Raw genomic sequence first — 18,172 nt, forward strand, 5'->3', positions numbered from 1 at the left:
TGATATCGCCTGAGACAGAAGAGATGGTAATGCTACCCCCATCACCAGCATCACCATAGAATGCGTATGAGTACGAGTCCATATTTCCATTGGTGATGATATCGCCTGAGACAGAAGAGATGGTAATGCTACCCCCATCACCAGCATCACCTGAGTCTGAGTACGAGTACGAGTTCAAGTTATTTAAGACAGTAATATTTCCCGTAGCATCCAGAATAATTGGTCCCCCATCGCCTCCTGTGCTATCCGAGGTATCAATACTGTTGACTGTAATGTCACCACCGGTAGTTGAATTGATTCCAGCGTTGAGAATTGTTGCTCGACTAGTGGCCAGCAAAGTGTCATCTGAAGCGATATCGGGGCCAGTAATGCGAAGATTATCCGCTTGAATGCTGCCCATGGTTTCTACCTTTAAGGCTGTGCCAGTGTAGTCTCCAAGGGTGATATCTCCATCAGTGTCAATGTTAAGGGCATTAAAGCCAATAATATCGTTGGTTCTAACATTACTGCCTTGTAGGGTGAGACTGGCGTTATCGGTACCAGTGAGGTTGCCGCCAGTGGTGTTGATGGTTCCAGCTGTAAGGAGAGTAACAGGATCGCTGAAGGTGGTATTTCCGCCTAACGTAATGCTCCCCGTGCTATCGTCCTGGCCGATGGTAATACTTGTAAAGCCGTCGTTTAGAGCCGTCAGATCTGTGGCAGTTAGGTCGAGAGTAGTACTGTCTGTGTCTGCTATATCATTGAGAATTATATTTTGATCAGGTGACAGGGGTCGTAGTACTAGTGTTCCTGTTCCTGAGATGCTAGAACCCAGGGCAAAGTTGATTTCATCCGCTGCAATCAGAGCCGTCCCGTTTCCTGCATTCCCAACAACATCAATAGACGCCAGATTGGAAAAGTCAACCTGGTTACCTAACACCTGCACAGTACCCCCTGGACTTACTAGGGAGCCATCGTTGAGTATGCTATTCCCAAATAGTGTCAGACTTTCACCAGCGCCAACGGCTAAATTACCCTGGTTACTGATATTGCCCTGGGGTTGATCATTAAACTGTACCCCCAACGGCGTGCTAAATGTGAGCAGTTCAGTGGCTGTAGTTAATAAGCTAAACTCACCCCCATTCGCAAACCCAATACTGTCTGCTGTACTCGCTCTAAATGAACCATTCAGATCTAGTTCTGCTTGTGGTCCAAAGACGACACCTCTAGGGTTTAGTAAAAATAGATTTGCATTGTTGACTTCGTCTAAGACGCCTAATACCCCATTAATATTGGAAAAATCTGGCCCCGTTACCCGACTTAGAATGTTGGTAAAGCCAAGAGGATTAGCAAAGTATACTTGCTGACCTGGGTCAATACTAAAATCAATAAAGCTGTGAAATAGGTTTGTGCCTCCTGGGGTACCATCATTAATCAGAAAACGGTTATTGACCAAAGGATCTGGTGTGACTGTAGTCCCCAAGGTGCCATCGGAAGTGGGCTGCGCTTGTGCTACAGAGCCGTAGCTGCAGATTGCGACTACAGACGATACCAGTGCATATGCTATTAAGCTCTGCTGCTGAGCACCAGTTACCCAAACAGTCTTACCCGAAGTGCCCATGAGCCCATCTCCCAACACCTTGACTGTAATGTATATAACTTGAGTAGATCGGCCATCCTACAACTGTAGATAATTTGGGCCAGCTCACGTATTTTCGCTGAAAAATTCTATTTGGGAAATATTCAAGTTACAAATCGATATCTCGGGCCAATGCCTTTGTAGCCTGTTTGTATTATGTAATTTGCGAATGGGAAGATCTGGTGCCCCGTGAGAGATAAATATTGCTACGCCATTGATTCTCTCTTTTTGATTAAGAGAGAGAATTGTAAAATCTCAACAGTTAAAAAAACTGAGGCAATGAAAAATTGTCCTAAGAATTTCGGATTAGGCTAACTGTTTCAATTAAGGGGCAAATATTTCCTGGCAACGTCTGTGGCTGTCTTGATGCCCAAAGATCGCGATAGTCTTCTAGTTCCGCTTTAAACTCTGTCATCTGTCGAATTTGAGACTCTAGCTGATCAATTTTCTCCTGCAAAAGAGATTGTACTAACCCACAAGGAGTATCTCCCTGCTTATGTAAATTCAGGACTTCACCAATTTCTTCTAGCGAGAAACCAATTGCCTGAGCTTTTTTAATAAACTGTACTTGCTGTACAGCATCGGGAGAGTAATAGCGATAGCCATTGTCGCCGCGCTCTGAAGTGAGTAACCCCAAACTTTCGTAATAACGTAGGGCACCTACGGCAAGAGCGGTCTGTTTTGCCACCTCACCGATTTTTAACCGAACAGCCATGGTCAATGTTTTTAGCGAGTTAATCTGATCATAAACCCTATAGTCAAATATAGAGTTTATGGTGTCTTGGGAAATTGATTTAGTCCAGACGTTGTGCTGACGTTACGCTAAGGGCAGTACCTGCTGAGTTGAAAAACCTGGTTTGATGAACAACCGGCATGAGGGGGGCAATAAAGGCATGACTACTAACTCTACAATTAAAGCCGTTAGTGTTCTGGCATTTGGACTATTGGCAGCGCCACCAGCGGTAGCCCATGATGGTCACCACCATGGGCAAAGCCAAGCAGAAACTGCGGCAGAAGGGCAGCCCAATACCGCTGCTGAACCAACTAACTCTGACGCAGATGTTACTGATATCAATTCTGAGGCTAATACAGTGGAGTCGATTGCTGAGGAGGGAGGGGAGTCTTTACCGGCGGCAACTATATTAGTGGATAGTTTTCCGATTGGATGGGCTGAAGCCCTATTTGGTCTGGTCTTGATTTTCCCTTGGTTACTAATCACACTCAGAAAGCAGCTACAAACCCGTTTATGAAGGCTTACCAAATTCGTCAGCTCCATCGTGCCTTGGTCCCATTTATGGTGCTGCCGCTATTGATTACTTTGACCACTGGAACCGCCTTTCAATTTGCGATCGCTGCCAACCGTGCTAGCGACTTTCTTTGATTGCTTGATTTGCATCGTGGCAAGTTTGGCATCATCAATCTGGAATTTATCTACCCTATTCTCAATGCTTTGGGGTTATTAACTTTGGTGATTACTGGATTGTTGATGTGGATAAACATGCCTGTTCGGCGGCGATCCTAGGCCGCTGGATGCGTTTCTAGTGGCAGGGTCTTAAATACATCTAGAAACGCATAGACCGCTGGTGAAAGCAGGGCCTCTTTGAGCCATGACACGCCCAGGGGCCGAAAAATCTGAAATGGGAGTTGCATCACTCGCACATCTTGAGGGATGGGGTAGGCCGATAGCTGATGTAAAAGACCAATGCCCAGACCCTGGGTGACCATGCCCACAATTGTGCTATCGGTGCGGACGCGGTAGTCCACCTCGACAGGAGGAACCACTTGCTTAAGGGCACGATTGAGCCGGTGAGTGCAGCTGCCGTGGACTGAGGTGATCAACGGATACTCGTACAGGTGATCCCAGGTGAGCTGAGATGTATCGATGGGATAGTTGAAGGGGACTAACCCAATGCAGGGATCATTAATGACCAGCAGTGTTTCAAAATCTTCCTCCGGTAGGAGCTCGGCTACCGAGACATCGGCTTTACCTTCAACCAGGGCTTGCTGAAACTCTCGCAGTTCATCCATTTCGGTAATGGTGACCTGGATATTGGGATAGATGGCATGGAGCTTGGCGATCGCACTTGGCAAGACATTACTGGCCATGCTGCGAAACGCAACGATCCGGACCTGACCGCCTTCCACACCGCGTGCCTGAGAGGCTAGCCGCCCAATGTCATCCAGATGCTGCAGCATTTGCTGAGCCTTGGCACAGATGGCCTCGCCCACAGGTGTAAGGCTGGCCCCGTGACGACCACGATTGACTAAAACGATGCCCAGCTCAGATTCTAGAGTGGCAATACTATGGCTAATGGTGGACTGGCTGAGATTTAGCTCCAGGGCCGCTTCACTAAAGTTTTGGGTGGCTGCGATCGCAACCAACGCCCGCAACTGTGACAGCCTGAGTTTCCCTAGATTCATCATGCTCTACGCCTTTTCACTATCGAGCCCTACGACCCTCAATGCCAGGCTATCGCAACTAACTCTATAAGAATCATCGATTTTCTGCATACAAGCCATGGGGAATCTAAAGAAATTCCTGCCAAGCAGCTTACAAAAAAACGTAGCCCAGGTGACTTTACACCTGGGATTAGAGCATTGTATTGAATTTAGAAAAATATTTTAGATTAGCCAGTCAAAGACGCAAGCTAGTAAAATCAGCAATCCAGTTCCCATCGCTACTGTTTCAGTGAGCCAGATCAGTCGACTTTTCAGGTTAATCATGCAAAAAGTTGCCTTTTCGATACATCATCCCCAGGTGGGCTCAGGCTCAGGTCAAAAACGGTCCAAATTGGTGAAATTTTCCTGAGGTAAAGCTTGCTAAATAGCTGAAAATACCTGTGGCTGGTTAGATGGCCTGCAAAACCGCACCCATTTGAGTTTGGAAAGGTCAGGAGTGAATACAAACAGCAGGCTAACATATTCGCACATAAGAATGCCAAGCCGCACCCTGCACACATCAGTAATGCTAATCTGCGTGTTTACATACACTGCAACAATTATATTCATCGCTCAAAATATGGACGATGTCTGTCTAATTCTTCAGTATGATTTTATAATCTTGTAAATTAAAAAGAGCATTGCTGATCCCCGGTACGATTGTCTCTTAGAGATTGCACTGGATGGCATTCTCAATCGATCGGTTCATCCTCTAAATCAGCAACGGCATCAATGGCGAATGAGTTCGTCAGTTTAGGTGCCCTCAATGGCGAGTTCCATCAGGTTAATGTCGGTGTGGCCTGGCCTGCGTCCTAGATCTTGCCAGCCGTGGCGTTTGTAAAAATTAATCGCTGTTTGATTAGTCGGGCTGACTGACAGCTGGGCTCGAATGACGCCAACTTCCTGAAATAGTTGCATGACATAGGCATGCAACTGATTGCTAAGGCCCTGTCTGCGCCGGCTGGGGATCAAATAGAACAAATATATATAACCCAATTTTTCCTGACCTCGCAGTTCTGTCTCGATTTGGCCAATGATTTCCTGGCCATCAAAGACATGAACACAGCTTTCTGGGCAAGCATTAATGCGTTTGCTTAGCCAGTTGAGATAAGCCTGGGCATGTTCGCCGCTTTCGAGGGCAAACCGTTTTTCTCCATCCTCAAAACTGCAGACAAACGCATCACGCCGAAAATGAACACAGAGTTCGGCATGGGCTGCAAGGTCGATAGAGCGAAAAACGAGGGGCATCCGTTGATGATATGAGCCTAGAGGTAGGGCTGCTGGGAAATAGAAAAGGGATGAGTTAATCAGTCAGTGAGCTGACTGGTTAACGAAACTCTGATATCCAGGGTAGTGCGACTACGATACAAGCGACTATAACTTCTACGGTAACTTTCCGTAGTATGGAGCATAATACCCGGCACCCTGCCCATAGATTAGCTGTGATGGGGTGGGGATCATTATAGGTAAACGTCTGCTATGTTCTATCTTGGCTGATGCTCAGTTAAGCTGAAATTTTCTGGGCCAAATTTAACAGTTTATGGCCCTCTTTAGGGCTCGGTGTTTTAGTTCGCTTCTAAACGAATTCCTGTGGCTGTACAACAGGCTGACCATAGTTTGAGGTCAGGATCGGGTAAGTCAGTTTGGACCTTGCCTATGATTTCATCGGCGCTTTGCTGGGTGGTCGCCAGGGTAAAAACAGTGGGACCAGAACCAGACATCATCGTGCCTAGGTTGCCATGACTGGCCATGCAATCGCGCAGCTGCTGCACTTTTGGATGGGCTGGCAATACAACCCGCTCTAAATCATTGTGGAGATGCGAGCCGATGGCCTGAGCATCCTTGTGGGTGATGGCGGTGACCATGGGACCTGAATGCACACGCTGCTGACGTTCTTGCAGGGTAGCGCTATTGGCAATGTCGGCGTAGCGATCGCTAAAGTTTGTCCGGTAAGTTTTGTAGGCCCAGGGTGTTGAAATAGATAGGCTTTCGTACTTTGCCAGGACCACATACAGGTCGCTGAGGCTATCAATGGGATCAAGGACTTCACCACGACCAGTGGCGATGGCGGTGCCACCCCGAATGCAAAAGGGGATGTCTGAACCGAGCTGGGCGGAAAGTTCTTCTAGTTCGATTTGGGTCAGACCCAATTCCCAAAGCATATTTAGTCCTACCAGAGTGGCGGCTGCATTCCCAGAACCTCCCGCTAGCCCTGCTCCCACTGGAATATTTTTTTCAATGGTGATGTCAACGCCGCGATTGGCGAGTTCTGGAAACTTGCTAATGAGTAAATTAGCTGCCTTTAGGACTAGGTTAGAGCTATCAGTCGGCACTTGGGGATGGTTACAGTGCAGGCGTTGGGTGGGCATCGTTAGGCTGGTCAGGGTGATGCGATCGCACAAATCCACACTTTGCATGACCATTGCCATTTCATGAAACCTATCAGGGCGGTGACCAATGATTTCTAGGTACAGATTAATCTTGGCTGCTGACAGCAACGTGTAAGTTGTCATAAACCCTTAGGACTGGACGTAGCCTACTCAATATCGCATTCCTTTGCAGAGTTAAACGTATCGATTCACGACGAACGTTTACGGGACGGATATGTCTTGTGGGGGTGGGGATTGCTCACTTTCCGCAGTTAGGGCCTCGATATGGTTACATAAGCCAACCCATTTACCGATGCTGAGTTGTTCTGCCCGCACCCGCAGATCAATATCCATAGTTTCAAAAATATGGGTGAGCTGCTCGCGATCAACAAGGCTCTTCAGATTGTTGCGGAGCATCTTTCGTTTTTGAGAGAAGCCTTGTTTTACCAAGGTATCCAGTAGTTTAGGGTTGTTAGCCTGTTGGGGAAATGGCCGGGGGCGCAGTCGCACGACAGCAGACTCCACTTTAGGAGCTGGTTTAAATGCTTTGGCTGGCACCGGACAAATCAGTTCGCAGTCTGCCAGATACTGCACTCGCACTGACAGCCCATTAAAGGCTTTGGTCCCTGGTTCAGCGTATAGCCGCTCGGCTACTTCTTTTTGCACTAGCAGCACAATTGATTCATAGGGATGGGGATTGGGTTGTCGGATCCGACCCAGGAGCTTTTCTAGAATTGGGCCAGTAATGTAATAGGGAATGTTGGCAACGACCTTATTGGGCGATTGAAAATTGGGATAGTCGGCTAAAGCTGCTGTTAAATCAATATCTAAAAAGTCACCTGCAATTAGATGAAAGCGCTCAGATGCCTGAAACTGTTGCTGTAACTGACGCACCAGGTCTCGATCGACCTCCACAGCCACTACAGCTTGGGTAAACGGTACCAGCCCTTTGGTGAGTACCCCCTGACCTGGACCAATCTCTAACACCCGGTCGGTGTCGGATAGCTCTGCCGCCGCCAGAATCTGATTCAAAATCTGTGGGTCGCGCAGCCAGTGTTGGCCAAACCGTTTACGGGGACGGGGCATAACGGGTTAAGAAGAAAGGGACTGTATTTTAGCGTTTGGTGGTTCAGCAGGGCAGGGGGAGACTGCTAGTAAACTGAGATATATGGGTTTGGATTTTGGTTATGGCTGACTTGCCAAAGGTTGCTGATGACAGTGCCACGGACAAGCGTAAACAGGTTTCTCCACTGAGCTGCTTTAGTGGTGCCTTTGTGGCAGGCACCTTGGCGATTCTGGTCTATCGCATGATGATTGCGATCGCAACCACCTTTGCTAACAAGCCTGTCACTTCTGACAACCTGACGGTGATCAATCTTTCAGCGGCTGTTCGCACCCTGGTGGTGGGCATTGTTGCCTTGGGAGCTGGTGTGTTCGGTATTGCTGCCCTGGGTTTATTTTTACTGGGGGTGCAGCTGACGATCAAAAAGCTGACGGGCCAGGATGCGACGGTTTAGAGCCGTAGGGTTAACTGCCGTCCAATGGCAAATCGTAACAGTCTGCCTGGATGGGCCGAGCCCCGCAGGACGGGACCCCGCAAATATCTGTTGAGCAACAACCGCCCCAGACCTTTGATGCGACCATAGGTGCGTTCTTTAAAGAGTTCACCATAGGGTGGGTCAAAGGCTAGTGGTCCATAGAGAACATCAGCTCGATGGGTGGTGCTGAGATTGTTCTGCCGATGTTCAGGATTAGGAATGCCGCCATGTTCGCCATAGTTACGCCAGGGGACATAGTTGTGGAAGTTGCGATCGCGCAGATAATACTCAATGCCTGAATCCCAGGGAGTATAGGTTTCCGGGCCAGGGTCTGCTTGAATCGCTTCGGCCAGCTCAATCAGCCGCCAGGCACTCTTTTTTGTGACTATATAGGCCACCATAGCGGTTGAATATCCCTGGGCATAGCCTTGGTCGGTAATGTTATAAATCTGGGCGGCACAGGTGTAGAGCCAGGCGATACCAAGATTTTTGTCAGCTGGGTCAAAGGGGGCTGGCAGCTCAGCAAAGTTAGCCACGGGTACAAAGTCTGCTTCCACAATCAGCGTGGGTTTTTCAGATAGCAGGGCTTGCTCCCAAGCCTTGCGATGATTCAGCAAACACAGGTAGCTACGGGAGTAGGTTTTGTACTCTGAACGATGGATTTGACGTAGCACTTCAACCTGACACCCGGCACTGTTGAGAAATGTGGCCAATGGTTCAGTTTGCTCTCGATAGGCAAGGATAAATGTATGACCAATTGAATCCACTAAGGGTTGAGTCATGGTCATCACTCGTTAGCTATTTGTAGTGGAGACTTAAGCTGTTGAACTAAACGGGCTGTAAGCATGCCATACATCCTGTTTTGGTCATGAATTTTATTTGCGAAGGCATTATCCCTCAGGCTATGAGGTTTGAGGTTTGAGGTTTAGCATTGCCTGAGCAGTAGTTCCTGCATACACTACACCGCCAATGGCACCGAGGAGCACTCCCCAGGTAGTGAGAAACGTTGCTGACCCGAAGGTCTCTGGCAGCATCAGGCCCAATATGCTAGCGCTGACCCAGCCCAGGGTGCGACCTAGGAGATTCGCAACCCACCAAGGGCGTAGCTTCTGAGCATGCTGTCGCAGGCTGACAAGCTGGGCCGCTCCCACTACGATGCCAATGACGGCTCCATAAAGTGCAAAGGTCAGCATCATGGGAAGCCATGAAACTACATTGAAAACGCTGCTCCAGCCGTTGATCGATTGCACCAAGGCATATACGAGGCCAAATACAAATAGGCCGATCCATGAGCCTAGGTAGCTACCGATAATATTGGCCAGTATCCACTGCCAAATTTTGAGCCTGGGTAGCTGACGCTTGAGCACCAAGGCTTGGAGTGGCCCAGTGATCGCTCCCACAATAAAACCTGCAACTGACAGGGCGGCAAAGGGGGATGGCGAGAGACTAAGTAAGAAGCTCAAGGGGGTAGCGATCGCAAACCCCAACCCATTGGCTCCTACCCACAGCCACAAAAGTTTTTTAGTAGAACCTTGAAATAAGACGTTAGTACCAGTATTCAAGGGCTCTGATGGAGATACGTTCGACGGATCAGAATTGGCAGAGGGCATAGAACGTACACACAGGGGAACAGTTAGATATACATAAATCAGTAGTCCCTTTCCCCATAGGCTGACAGCGATGGTTCCACGTATGTTAACTAGGGCAGCTCTACCGAAGTGGGTTTAGCAATGTGGGGGAGTCCCCAGCCTAGTTTTTCACGCAGTACTTTGAAAAACTCTGGGTCTTTGAGGCGGATAAACTTTGCTGAAAACTTAGCCTGCTGCAAACACACCCGATCCCCGGGTGCTACATAGCAGCCTGCATTACCATCAACGACCATGACCAATGGGTCCGGATTGGCCGATGATACCGTTACCAGCTCGGCACTGGGAAAAACTAACCCGCGAGCGGCTAGGGAATGGGGGCAAATTGGAATCAGCTGTAAAACTGGTACCCCTGGTGTGATCACTGGCCCGCCTGCCGATAAAGAATAGGCGGTTGACCCCGTCGGTGTCGAAATAATGATGCCATCTGCGGCAATATCAACCGGTGCATGGCGACCAATGGTGACTTCAAAATGGCACATGCTTGTCAGTGGCTCACGGTTGATGGCCACTTCATTTAGACACAGTGCCTCCCAGACAGACTGGTTATTTCGGATCAGTCGCACCGCTACCATAGTGCGCTCTTCCACCTGATAATTACCGGCCAGAACTTGTTCGAGTACGTGGGGCAGCTGATTGAGATAGGTTTCAGTTAAAAAACCCATATGGCCTGTATTGACGGTTAATAGGGGAATACCCGCCGGAGCTACTTGCCGAAATGCGGATAGGACAGTGCCGTCACCCCCCAGTACGATGGCAAAATCCATCGAGTCATCAAACTCTTTGGGAACCAGTGATTCAATGGGGGCTAACGTGGCGGGTTTGTTGGCATTGGCATAGCCCAGTAGACCCCCTAGTCCTGTTGCCGTCGCTACTTGACAACCATACGCCTCAAGTTTGGCCGTTAACTCCTGAGTAACTTGACAGGCAACGGGTTTGACATCGTTATAAATGATGCCAACCTTTTTACCAATCTTTTCAGGGGGGTTTTGTTGATAGGGAAGGTTTTTAGAAACCGAGGGCACGTTCAACATCCGACCTAATCGATATCCTTTAGGCTACCGTCTTTAGCTCTTTCTTGAACAGTTGGCTACCCTTAGCGGATCTGATTTTTCTGCATTAGAGGGTAGCTCTCAAGCAAAGAGGTGGCTATCTTAACTCTAAAGCCCTCTTCTGCATAATGTGCCTGTGACTGCTCAACGTTTACCCGAAACTACCGCCCACGTCCGCATTACTTATCAATCCTGGCAACATGGCAAACTTGAAGGCGAAGTAAGCGCTAATGATTTTGCCTGGCAGTTTCAATGGAAATTTCGTGGTGGTCACCTGAGGGTGGAGCCATCACTTGGGCGTGCTTTGATTCAGGAACCCCTGGGCCGGTTTTTAGAACGGTTTGACTATCAGCTAGAGCCCGGTGGGGACTATTCATTTACGATTCGCGCTCAGCTATAAGGGCAACCCTGAAATTTTGGGGCGGTCATAACGCTTGTCGGTAAAGTAGTCTAAAGTGCCCAATAAATATGCCTTTAACTAGTGCTTTGTCATGGCAACCTTATCTTCTGCGTCCTCCCAAGGTGCGACACTCCGTCCCGACTATCGTCTATCCTTGTCGATTCTCTTCATTGGTCTGTGTCTAGTATTTGTGCAAACTTGGGTGGGCTTGGTGATTGCCCTATTGGGGCTGTTTCTTGTTGTGCAAACAACGATTATTCGCCTAACGTTTACTGATGTGGAATTGCAGGTGTGCCGGGGAACGACGATCTTACGGCAATTTCCCTATGCTGAGTGGCAGAGTTGGACGGTGTTTTGGTCGCCAGTGCCGATTTTGTTCTACTTTCGTGAGGTGAAGAGTATTCACTTTTTACCGATGCTATTTAATCCGGTTGAGCTGCGGGATCAATTGAACCAACACTGTGAAACTGTGGGGTTAGACCGCTAGTCAACTGTGACTAACGCCGAAAAACAAAAGAGCACGTTAAAACTATGCCTCCTGAAGAGTTTGCTGATTCGTCTGATAAGCCATCTAAGGATATGCCTTTGCCACCTTTGCGGGCATCGTCCAGCCGCAGCGTGGATGCTGATATTGCTCGCTTGGTGCAGGCTGGGCTGCAGGATTTAGAATCTCGTCGCCAGGCGCTACAGCAGGAAGTTGAACAGTTAGAACGACGTCGCGATCGCATTCAGGCAGAAATGCGCACTACTTTTGCCGGTGCATCCCAGGACTTGGCTGTGCGGCTACAGGGTTTCAAAGAGTACTTAGTCGGTAGTTTGCAGGATTTAGCCACATCGGCTGAGCAGCTAGATCTGGTACCGCCTGAGCCAAAGTCGTCGCCACCTGAGACGGGGGCTTATCGTTCTGCTGCCATTCCTGAGCCACCTGCTAGCGATATGGCGACGACTGCATTCTCCATACAACGGTTTGAAGAACAGCGAGAGCGGGTGCGTAGTTTGATCGATCAATATCGCACCCGACCGGATTATTACGGTCCTCCCTGGCAGCTACGGCGCACCTTTGAAACGATCCATGCTGACCGTGTATCCAATTGGTTTTTTACCCAAGGGGGACGGGGGGCGGTCAAGAGTCTGGGCAGTCGGCTGCAAAATGTGTTGGTGGCATCGGGGGCCATATCAGCACTCTATGCGCTCTATGGCGACCGTTTATGCACAATGGTGCTGGCTAATACGCCTGAACGTTTGGGGGAATGGCGGCGTTGGCTGCAGGACTGCTTGGGGGTCTCACGGGCTGATTTTGGCTCAAATCGGGGCATTATGCTGTTTGAGGTGCCAGAATCTATGGTGCAACGAGCTGAGCGACTGCTAGATAATGGTTATCTGCCACTGCTGATCATTGATGAATCGGAGGATAAATTGCCATTGGCGGCGTTGCGTTTCCCCTTGTGGCTGGTGTTTGCACCAGATCCGACGAATCCAATCCAGGATGATTATTACTAGTCTATAACTAGTCCATGGGTAGTTTGCCGTAAGCCCATAACCGCCTAAACTAAAATCGGATTGGGTTTTTAGGGATTAATTGCCTTATGGTTTGGTGGGTTGCAGGCGGGTTGCTGGTGTTAGCTTATTTGCTGGGATCGCTGCCTACGGGCTATGTGATCGCAAAGCTGGTCCAGGGAATTGATATTCGTGAGCATGGCTCAGGCAATACGGGAGCCACTAATGTATTCCGGGTAGTTGGTAAGCAGGCTGGGATCACGGTTTTGGTGATCGACTTGATCAAGGGGCTGTTGGCTGTTTTGGTAGCCCGTTGGGTGATGAATCAGTTTGATGCTGAGCTATCGACCTGGGTGCAAACCCTGTCGGGATTATTGGCTATTCTCGGCCATAGCCGTTCTGTGTGGCTAAACTTTACTGGCGGGAAGTCGGCAGCGACCGGATTGGGGGTGATACTAGCGCTGGCTTGGCCGGTGGGTTTAGGAACGGCTGCTGTGTTCGGTCTGGTGTTTGGTCTTTCCCGCACGGTATCGTTGGGGTCTATTTCTGCTGCGATCGCAGCTCCAATCCTCATGTTTCTAACGCAGCAGCCACTGCCATTCATTTTGCTGGTGCTTTTAGGTGGTGTCTACGTGATCATTCGCCACCGTAGCAATATCTCCAGACTGTTAGCGGGCACCGAACCCAAGCTGGGTAATAGCTAAAAGCAACATGTAAATATGCAGATAAATATGCAAACCTAAGACCGGGAAATCTACTTTTTTACTGCTTTGCCCCTGGTTTCCCTACTGATTCCCTAATTCCCTGGAGCGACTGCTGGCGGCTCTCACAGCCTCGATCAGTGCTGAGCGTAACCCCAACTCCTCTAAACAAGCAATACCAGAAATGGTTGTACCACCAGGGCTAGTGACTCGATCCTTGAGCACAGCCGGGTGCATACCGGTTTTTTGTAGCAACTGAGCTGTGCCCAGAACCGTCTGCAGTGCAAGCTTATTAGCAGTTGTCCGTGATAGTCCAGCCGCCACACCACCGTCTGCCAAAGACTCAATCACAATAGCAACATAAGCTGGCCCAGACCCTGATAACCCCGTAACGCCATCCAGTAGGGGCTCTGCCACCTGAACAACATCCCCAACCGCGCTGAAAAGCTGTTTGGCTAAATCTATATGTTCAGCAATCGCTCGGCTGCCAATTGAAATGGCTGTCATGCCACAGCCGACTGTTGCCGGAGTATTGGGCATTGCTCGAATTACTGGCCAACCGGGAACGGCTTGCTCTAGGCGAGCGATCGCAACACCGGCCAAAATAGAAATAACCAGGGGAGGATCAACAACAACCCCTGAAAAATCCCTAGCAACGCTATCAAAAACCTGAGGCTTAATCGCTAAAACGATAACGTCACTATGCTCAATGACCTCACGATTACTGTGGGTAGTGCGAATACTGTACTGTTCGGCGAGCAGCTGTCGCCGCTCATGGGATAGATCGGACACTAAAATAGAGTCCGGTGTATGCATTCCTTTAGAGAGTAGACAGGATAACAGGGCTTCTCCCATTACACCGCCACCAATAATGCCGAGTTTAGCAGCAGGCAAAGATCCAAGGCCTCCCAATGAGCTGATAGCCCCCTAAGAATACCGTGAAATGGACCCATAACCCCTACTCGCCAACGACAAGCCAGGACGATGATGGTAAATCAGTGAAGAGACGCTCAACATCGCCCTGAATGGCTTTACCGTTGCCTTTTTCATTAGGCCATGCGTGCCACTTGCTCAGTAGCCCAAGCGGGTGTAGGTGCTGCTGTAGAGGCCACACTGGGCTCTTCTTGCATGGGTAGAGTATCGTCAGCATCAACAGGCATGCTGACCTGTACACAGTTGGGGGTAAACAGGAAGATGCTTTCGCCAATGCGCTCCTGGTGACCGTCCATAGCATAGGTTCCACCTGCGACAAAGTCTACTGCCCGCTGAGCTTGGTCAGGGTCCATGATAGTCAGGTTCAATACTACTGACTTTCGCTCACGTAGTGCCTGAATTGCCTGGGGCATTTCCTCAAAGGAACGAGGCTCCATCACAATCACCTCGGATACTCCGTTAATTGCACCAGGCATACCAATCACGTTGCTCACACTACTCATGGAATTATTCATGTTCATGGAAACCATACCAGAATCGGTTGACATTACTCGATCACGAACGCGGCGACGCGGAGCGCGAGTCTCAGTTGCCGCAGTAGATACACCTGTTACAGGCTGAGGCTGGGGTTGAGGCTGGGGAGCTTGATTCTCTTGTTCGTAGAGATTTTGATACTCCTCACCATCCATTTCGTCATATTCATACTCATAGTCGGCCGGGTCATTAAGGCCAACAAAGTCACGTAATTTAGTAAAAATGGTGCTCACGGCTGAAACTCCGTCATGGCTAGGACTAACTTGGCTAGGGAAACTCTCAAAACTTGACCAACAAGCATTCGAGAGATTGCTTGAGACTAAAGTGAACCATTAATGGCTTGAAATATCAGCTAGGGATTACTGATAGCTCTAACCCCATTACCTAAGACCAGGAATACTGTAGACTCCTTGCGCTCAAACGGCAATGGTAGGACAAACGTCATAAAGCATGAGTACGCTTGCAGTGGTCGTTCAACCTGGAGAATTAAACCCCTTGAGTCGAATTTGAAAATACCCGTGAATAATCGCTCGGGAATAACTTTGAGCCACAGTATACACGAATCGCTCAAAAAAAATCATCAATTGCAAAGATCGGTCTAAATATCTTGAACCTTTTTTGGGTAAGAGATAGCTCTGAATGCTCAAAACCTTTAGCTGCGGGAGCCGAACAGTGTAGTTCCTAATCGAATGATATTGGCTCCAGCTGCGATCGCAACCGGAAAGTCCTGGGACATTCCCATTGAAAAGTAACGAATCGGTAATGATGTTTCCTGATGTTTTGCCAGGGATTGACCTAGAGTATAGGCGCGCTCAAAAAAATCCTGAGCTTGAGATATTAACAGACCATAGGGCGGGATCGCCATGATCCCCGCCAATTCTAGGTGAGATAGCTGAGCTAAATCGGGCAATGCTTGCCAAAGTTCAGCCTCGGTTAAACCATGTTTGTTTGGATCTGCCAACAGTTTTACCTGTAGACAACAAACAGGAGAACGAGATAGCTCAGCCGCTATTTGATCTAAACGTCGAGCTAATTTCAGACTATCTACAGAGTGAATCCAATCAAAATGTTGTACGGCTTTACGCGCTTTATTGGTTTGAAGATGGCCAATAAAGTGCCAGGTAATATCCGGCAGATCGGCAAGTTCTGCCTGTTTAGTAATCGCTTCTTGCACCTTGTTTTCGCCAAAGTCCCGTAAGCCTGCTGCATAGGCTGCCCGAATGGCGTCGGCAGGAAACGTTTTGCTCACAGCTACCAAACGAACGTTGCCAGGTAGCGACAATCGCTCGACACGCTGGGCAATTTGTTGACTATTCCATGAAGTCAACCGTGGGGCAGAGCTTTGGCCGGTATCCGCAGCGTTCATCATTGAAACGTTCGCTTATACACTTTGTTTAAGTGCTCAAATTCATTATATTGGCCAGCCTGACGCAATATACGCAGTCTTGTCTCTAGCATCATCCGGGCTTCGGTACGACCAATGGGATCAAAGAGTAATCCCGCCGCCCGGTCAACTTTTGCCAGAAAAAATAGCCTTTGGGCATAGAGCGTGGTAAACAGCTCTTTATCGCCATCCACCAGGCAAATCCGAAACAACAGCCCAAAGTCGGGGTGATTAAGATAAGTTTCAGTGCTCATTCAAGGGGTGCGATAAATACGAAAACAAGGACAGTGAATAGTAGCTTTACTAAAAGTAACTTAATTCTGTTGATTATCTATTGCGTCATGGCTGGAGCATAAACTCTACTCAACAAACTGTCAAAGCAACAGCGTTCTAAACTTTGTTGACTCATCCTCATCCCGCAATATAGCAAGTATGGCCTGAAAAAGGCTAAAGGCAACCAACACAGCTTCAAAGACACTGATAGAGTTTACAGTGTTTCTCCGAACTATCTCCAAGAATTCCTGGATAGCTTCTGAAAACAGCCATTTTATACCCCAGTTTGGTTCATTGAAACGCCCAAGGCCAGCAGTTGTGCTTGGGCCTTTTGTAAAGACTCTAGCCATTCCTGATGGGGATTGCTGTCGGCGACAATCCCTGCACCAACTTGGCCCCAGACATTGTGGCTGCTGGCTTTGGTGGGTGTTAAGAGCAATGTACGGATCAAAATGTTGAGATCTAAATGTCCTCGTCGATCCAGGTAGCCGCAGGAGCCATAGAACAAACTGCGCCGCAGGGGTTCGAGTGTTTCAATGATTTCCATACAGCGAACCTTAGGGCAGCCGGTAATCGTACCACCTGGAAAGGTGGCTCGAATTAGATCGATGGCGTTGAAATTGGGTTGCAGTGTACCAATGACATTACTAACTAGATGCATCACATGGCTGTAGCGTTCAATCGCCATCAGCTCATTCACCTGCACTGAGCCCCAGTTACACACCCGACCCAAGTCATTGCGTTCTAGATCGACAAGCATAATGTGTTCTGCTCGTTCTTTGTGGTTAGCTTGCAGGGTTTGTGCAAATGCTTCATCTATTTCTGGGGTGGTGCCACGGGGGCGAGTGCCTGCAATGGGGCGAGTTTGGGCCGTTTGATTGTGTAGCTGCACCAGCCGCTCGGGGGAACAACTAATCACATGCCCCCAGGGACTTCGCCAGTAGCTGGCAAAGGGAGACGGATTAATCTGGTGTAGCTGGCGATAGACATCCCAGGGCGCACTATCGGTTTGGGTTTGAAATCGTAGGGAAAGATTGACCTGGAAAACATCTCCAGCGCGAATATGGTCTTTGGCTGTTTGTACGGCTGTTTCAAACTGGACCTGGTCAGAACAGAGGGTGACTTTTTGCGAGGTTGGCGAGGTGCCAGGTACTAAAGGTTTGTGGTGTTTAATCTGGTGCACCATAGTCTCAATATCTGCCATAGAAAAAGCAGATAGCCATAGGTGCTGCTGTTGATGATCGAGAATGGCAAACTGTTCGGGTTCGTACCAGTAGGCGACCGGAAATGGCAGGGAGTCTTCTTTGAGATATGGTAGGGTTTCAATCTCCCAGGCGGTATCAAATCCTAACCAGCCTAACCAGCCCCCCATAAAGGGAAGAGTATTAGGGGGAGCTGTTGGTGATGTAGAAATGATTTGGTTGGACGGTTGGTCAGTGAGTAATTGACTCAGGGTTGGTAAAATCTCACCCACGGCAGGTGTAAAAATTTGTGGCTGCGCTGCGGTCTCTCGGGGAGCCCCAGCGCACAGAGAATAGCGGATCAGGTCTTTGGGAGCGCCGTCAACTCGATCGGGGCTCTCTAATAGGGTCGCGATGTCGGATGTATAAAACAGCGCTTCAAAGACATCAGCGCCACTGCGGTGCTGAAGATCAAGCCGATGCCAATAGCGGGGCAGCACCTCTTGTTGACGAATGGATGGGGGAGACGAGAGGGTCAAGTGAGAAATTGAAAATGGGGAATAGTGAGGGTGAGCGACTCTCGCTAGCTAGGCTGGCGAGAGCTTAG

At 49.0% G+C, this 18,172-nt stretch carries 21 protein-coding genes; 7 read left to right on the plus strand and 14 right to left on the minus strand.

Annotated features, from left to right (window positions below):
* Both N836_RS64195 and N836_RS64200 read right to left on the minus strand, forming a co-directional pair.
* On the minus strand, window positions 1–1,600 hold a 1,600-nt coding region (locus N836_RS64195; protein WP_023075362.1), incomplete at its 3' end, for a two-partner secretion domain-containing protein.
* A gap of 310 nt (window positions 1,601–1,910) precedes the next feature.
* On the minus strand, window positions 1,911–2,333 hold the full coding sequence (locus N836_RS64200; protein ID WP_023075363.1) for a heavy metal-responsive transcriptional regulator: 423 nt from the start codon (window positions 2,331–2,333) through the stop codon (window positions 1,911–1,913).
* Window positions 2,334–2,511: 178 nt separating this feature from the next.
* Between N836_RS64200 and N836_RS64205 the strand changes: the two genes are divergently transcribed.
* Entirely contained in the window at window positions 2,512–2,868 is a 357-nt protein-coding gene (locus N836_RS64205) for a hypothetical protein (protein ID WP_152532249.1), read from the plus strand.
* Window positions 2,865–2,999 (plus strand): hypothetical protein, encoded by a 135-nt coding sequence (locus tag N836_RS77960; RefSeq protein WP_023075365.1) that lies wholly within the window; start codon window positions 2,865–2,867, stop codon window positions 2,997–2,999. The genes N836_RS64205 and N836_RS77960 overlap by 4 nt, the downstream gene beginning before the upstream one ends.
* Before the next feature lie 137 nt (window positions 3,000–3,136).
* On the opposite strand, the gene N836_RS64215 is transcribed toward N836_RS77960, so the two are convergent.
* The 4 genes from N836_RS64215 to rsmA all read right to left on the minus strand — a co-directional run bounded on the left by N836_RS64215 (window position 3,137) and on the right by rsmA (window position 7,512).
* On the minus strand, window positions 3,137–4,042 hold the full coding sequence (locus tag N836_RS64215) for a LysR family transcriptional regulator (RefSeq protein ID WP_023075367.1): 906 nt from the start codon (window positions 4,040–4,042) through the stop codon (window positions 3,137–3,139).
* A gap of 768 nt (window positions 4,043–4,810) precedes the next feature.
* Window positions 4,811–5,305: a GNAT family N-acetyltransferase gene (locus N836_RS73770; RefSeq protein ID WP_023075369.1), complete on the minus strand. Its 495-nt coding sequence runs from the start codon at window positions 5,303–5,305 to the stop codon at window positions 4,811–4,813.
* A gap of 317 nt (window positions 5,306–5,622) precedes the next feature.
* Window positions 5,623–6,570 (minus strand): 4-(cytidine 5'-diphospho)-2-C-methyl-D-erythritol kinase, encoded by a 948-nt coding sequence (gene ispE / locus N836_RS64225; protein ID WP_023075370.1) that lies wholly within the window; start codon window positions 6,568–6,570, stop codon window positions 5,623–5,625.
* A 78-nt stretch (window positions 6,571–6,648) separates the two neighbouring features.
* Complete coding sequence (gene rsmA / locus N836_RS64230; RefSeq protein ID WP_023075371.1) at window positions 6,649–7,512, minus strand: 16S rRNA (adenine(1518)-N(6)/adenine(1519)-N(6))-dimethyltransferase RsmA; 864 nt, start codon at window positions 7,510–7,512, stop codon at window positions 6,649–6,651.
* Window positions 7,513–7,613: 101 nt separating this feature from the next.
* Here rsmA and N836_RS64235 point away from each other — a divergent pair, with 101 nt between their 5' ends.
* Window positions 7,614–7,943 carry a DUF3082 domain-containing protein gene (locus N836_RS64235; protein WP_023075372.1) on the plus strand — a complete coding sequence of 110 codons (330 nt, stop codon included), beginning with the start codon at window positions 7,614–7,616 and terminating at the stop codon, window positions 7,941–7,943.
* On the opposite strand, the gene N836_RS64240 is transcribed toward N836_RS64235, so the two are convergent.
* From N836_RS64240 to N836_RS64250, 3 genes are all read right to left on the minus strand, one after another.
* On the minus strand, window positions 7,940–8,746 hold the full coding sequence (locus tag N836_RS64240; protein WP_031293833.1) for a hypothetical protein: 807 nt from the start codon (window positions 8,744–8,746) through the stop codon (window positions 7,940–7,942). The genes N836_RS64235 and N836_RS64240 overlap by 4 nt on opposite strands.
* 120 nt (window positions 8,747–8,866) lie before the next feature.
* Window positions 8,867–9,574, minus strand: coding sequence for a hypothetical protein (locus N836_RS64245; RefSeq protein WP_023075374.1), 708 nt, complete (start codon window positions 9,572–9,574; stop codon window positions 8,867–8,869).
* A gap of 89 nt (window positions 9,575–9,663) precedes the next feature.
* Entirely contained in the window at window positions 9,664–10,644 is a 981-nt protein-coding gene (locus tag N836_RS64250; RefSeq protein ID WP_023075375.1) for an NAD(+) kinase, read from the minus strand.
* A 154-nt stretch (window positions 10,645–10,798) separates the two neighbouring features.
* Here N836_RS64250 and N836_RS64255 point away from each other — a divergent pair, with 154 nt between their 5' ends.
* The 4 genes from N836_RS64255 (at window position 10,799) to plsY (ending at window position 13,263) form a co-directional block, all read left to right on the plus strand.
* A complete protein-coding gene (locus tag N836_RS64255; RefSeq protein ID WP_031293835.1) occupies window positions 10,799–11,062 on the plus strand; it encodes a DUF3146 family protein in 264 nt (87 codons plus the stop codon).
* 91 nt (window positions 11,063–11,153) lie between these two features.
* Window positions 11,154–11,549 carry a DUF3119 family protein gene (locus N836_RS64260; protein WP_023075377.1) on the plus strand — a complete coding sequence of 132 codons (396 nt, stop codon included), beginning with the start codon at window positions 11,154–11,156 and terminating at the stop codon, window positions 11,547–11,549.
* Window positions 11,550–11,593: 44 nt separating this feature from the next.
* Window positions 11,594–12,562, plus strand: a complete 969-nt coding sequence (locus tag N836_RS64265; protein WP_023075378.1) for a DUF3086 domain-containing protein — start codon at window positions 11,594–11,596, stop codon at window positions 12,560–12,562.
* Between the two features lie 86 nt (window positions 12,563–12,648).
* On the plus strand, window positions 12,649–13,263 hold the full coding sequence (gene plsY / locus N836_RS64270; protein WP_023075379.1) for a glycerol-3-phosphate 1-O-acyltransferase PlsY: 615 nt from the start codon (window positions 12,649–12,651) through the stop codon (window positions 13,261–13,263).
* Between the two features lie 81 nt (window positions 13,264–13,344).
* On the opposite strand, the gene proC is transcribed toward plsY, so the two are convergent.
* From proC to N836_RS64295, 5 genes are all read right to left on the minus strand, one after another.
* Window positions 13,345–14,154: a pyrroline-5-carboxylate reductase gene (gene proC, locus N836_RS64275; protein ID WP_031293837.1), complete on the minus strand. Its 810-nt coding sequence runs from the start codon at window positions 14,152–14,154 to the stop codon at window positions 13,345–13,347.
* Between the two features lie 155 nt (window positions 14,155–14,309).
* Window positions 14,310–14,960 carry a cell division protein SepF gene (locus N836_RS64280; RefSeq protein WP_023075381.1) on the minus strand — a complete coding sequence of 217 codons (651 nt, stop codon included), beginning with the start codon at window positions 14,958–14,960 and terminating at the stop codon, window positions 14,310–14,312.
* 419 nt (window positions 14,961–15,379) lie between these two features.
* Window positions 15,380–16,096 carry a YggS family pyridoxal phosphate-dependent enzyme gene (locus N836_RS64285; RefSeq protein ID WP_081716966.1) on the minus strand — a complete coding sequence of 239 codons (717 nt, stop codon included), beginning with the start codon at window positions 16,094–16,096 and terminating at the stop codon, window positions 15,380–15,382.
* Window positions 16,093–16,365 (minus strand): transcriptional coactivator PipX, encoded by a 273-nt coding sequence (pipX, locus tag N836_RS64290; RefSeq protein ID WP_023075383.1) that lies wholly within the window; start codon window positions 16,363–16,365, stop codon window positions 16,093–16,095. Before pipX ends, N836_RS64285 begins: the two co-directional genes overlap by 4 nt.
* Before the next feature lie 293 nt (window positions 16,366–16,658).
* A complete protein-coding gene (locus N836_RS64295; RefSeq protein WP_023075384.1) occupies window positions 16,659–18,104 on the minus strand; it encodes an anthranilate synthase component I in 1,446 nt (481 codons plus the stop codon).
* Between the last annotated feature and the right edge of the window lie 68 nt (window positions 18,105–18,172).

It is taken from the genome of Leptolyngbya sp. Heron Island J (genome assembly GCF_000482245.1).
Classification (GTDB): domain Bacteria; phylum Cyanobacteriota; class Cyanobacteriia; order Phormidesmidales; family Phormidesmidaceae; genus Leptothoe.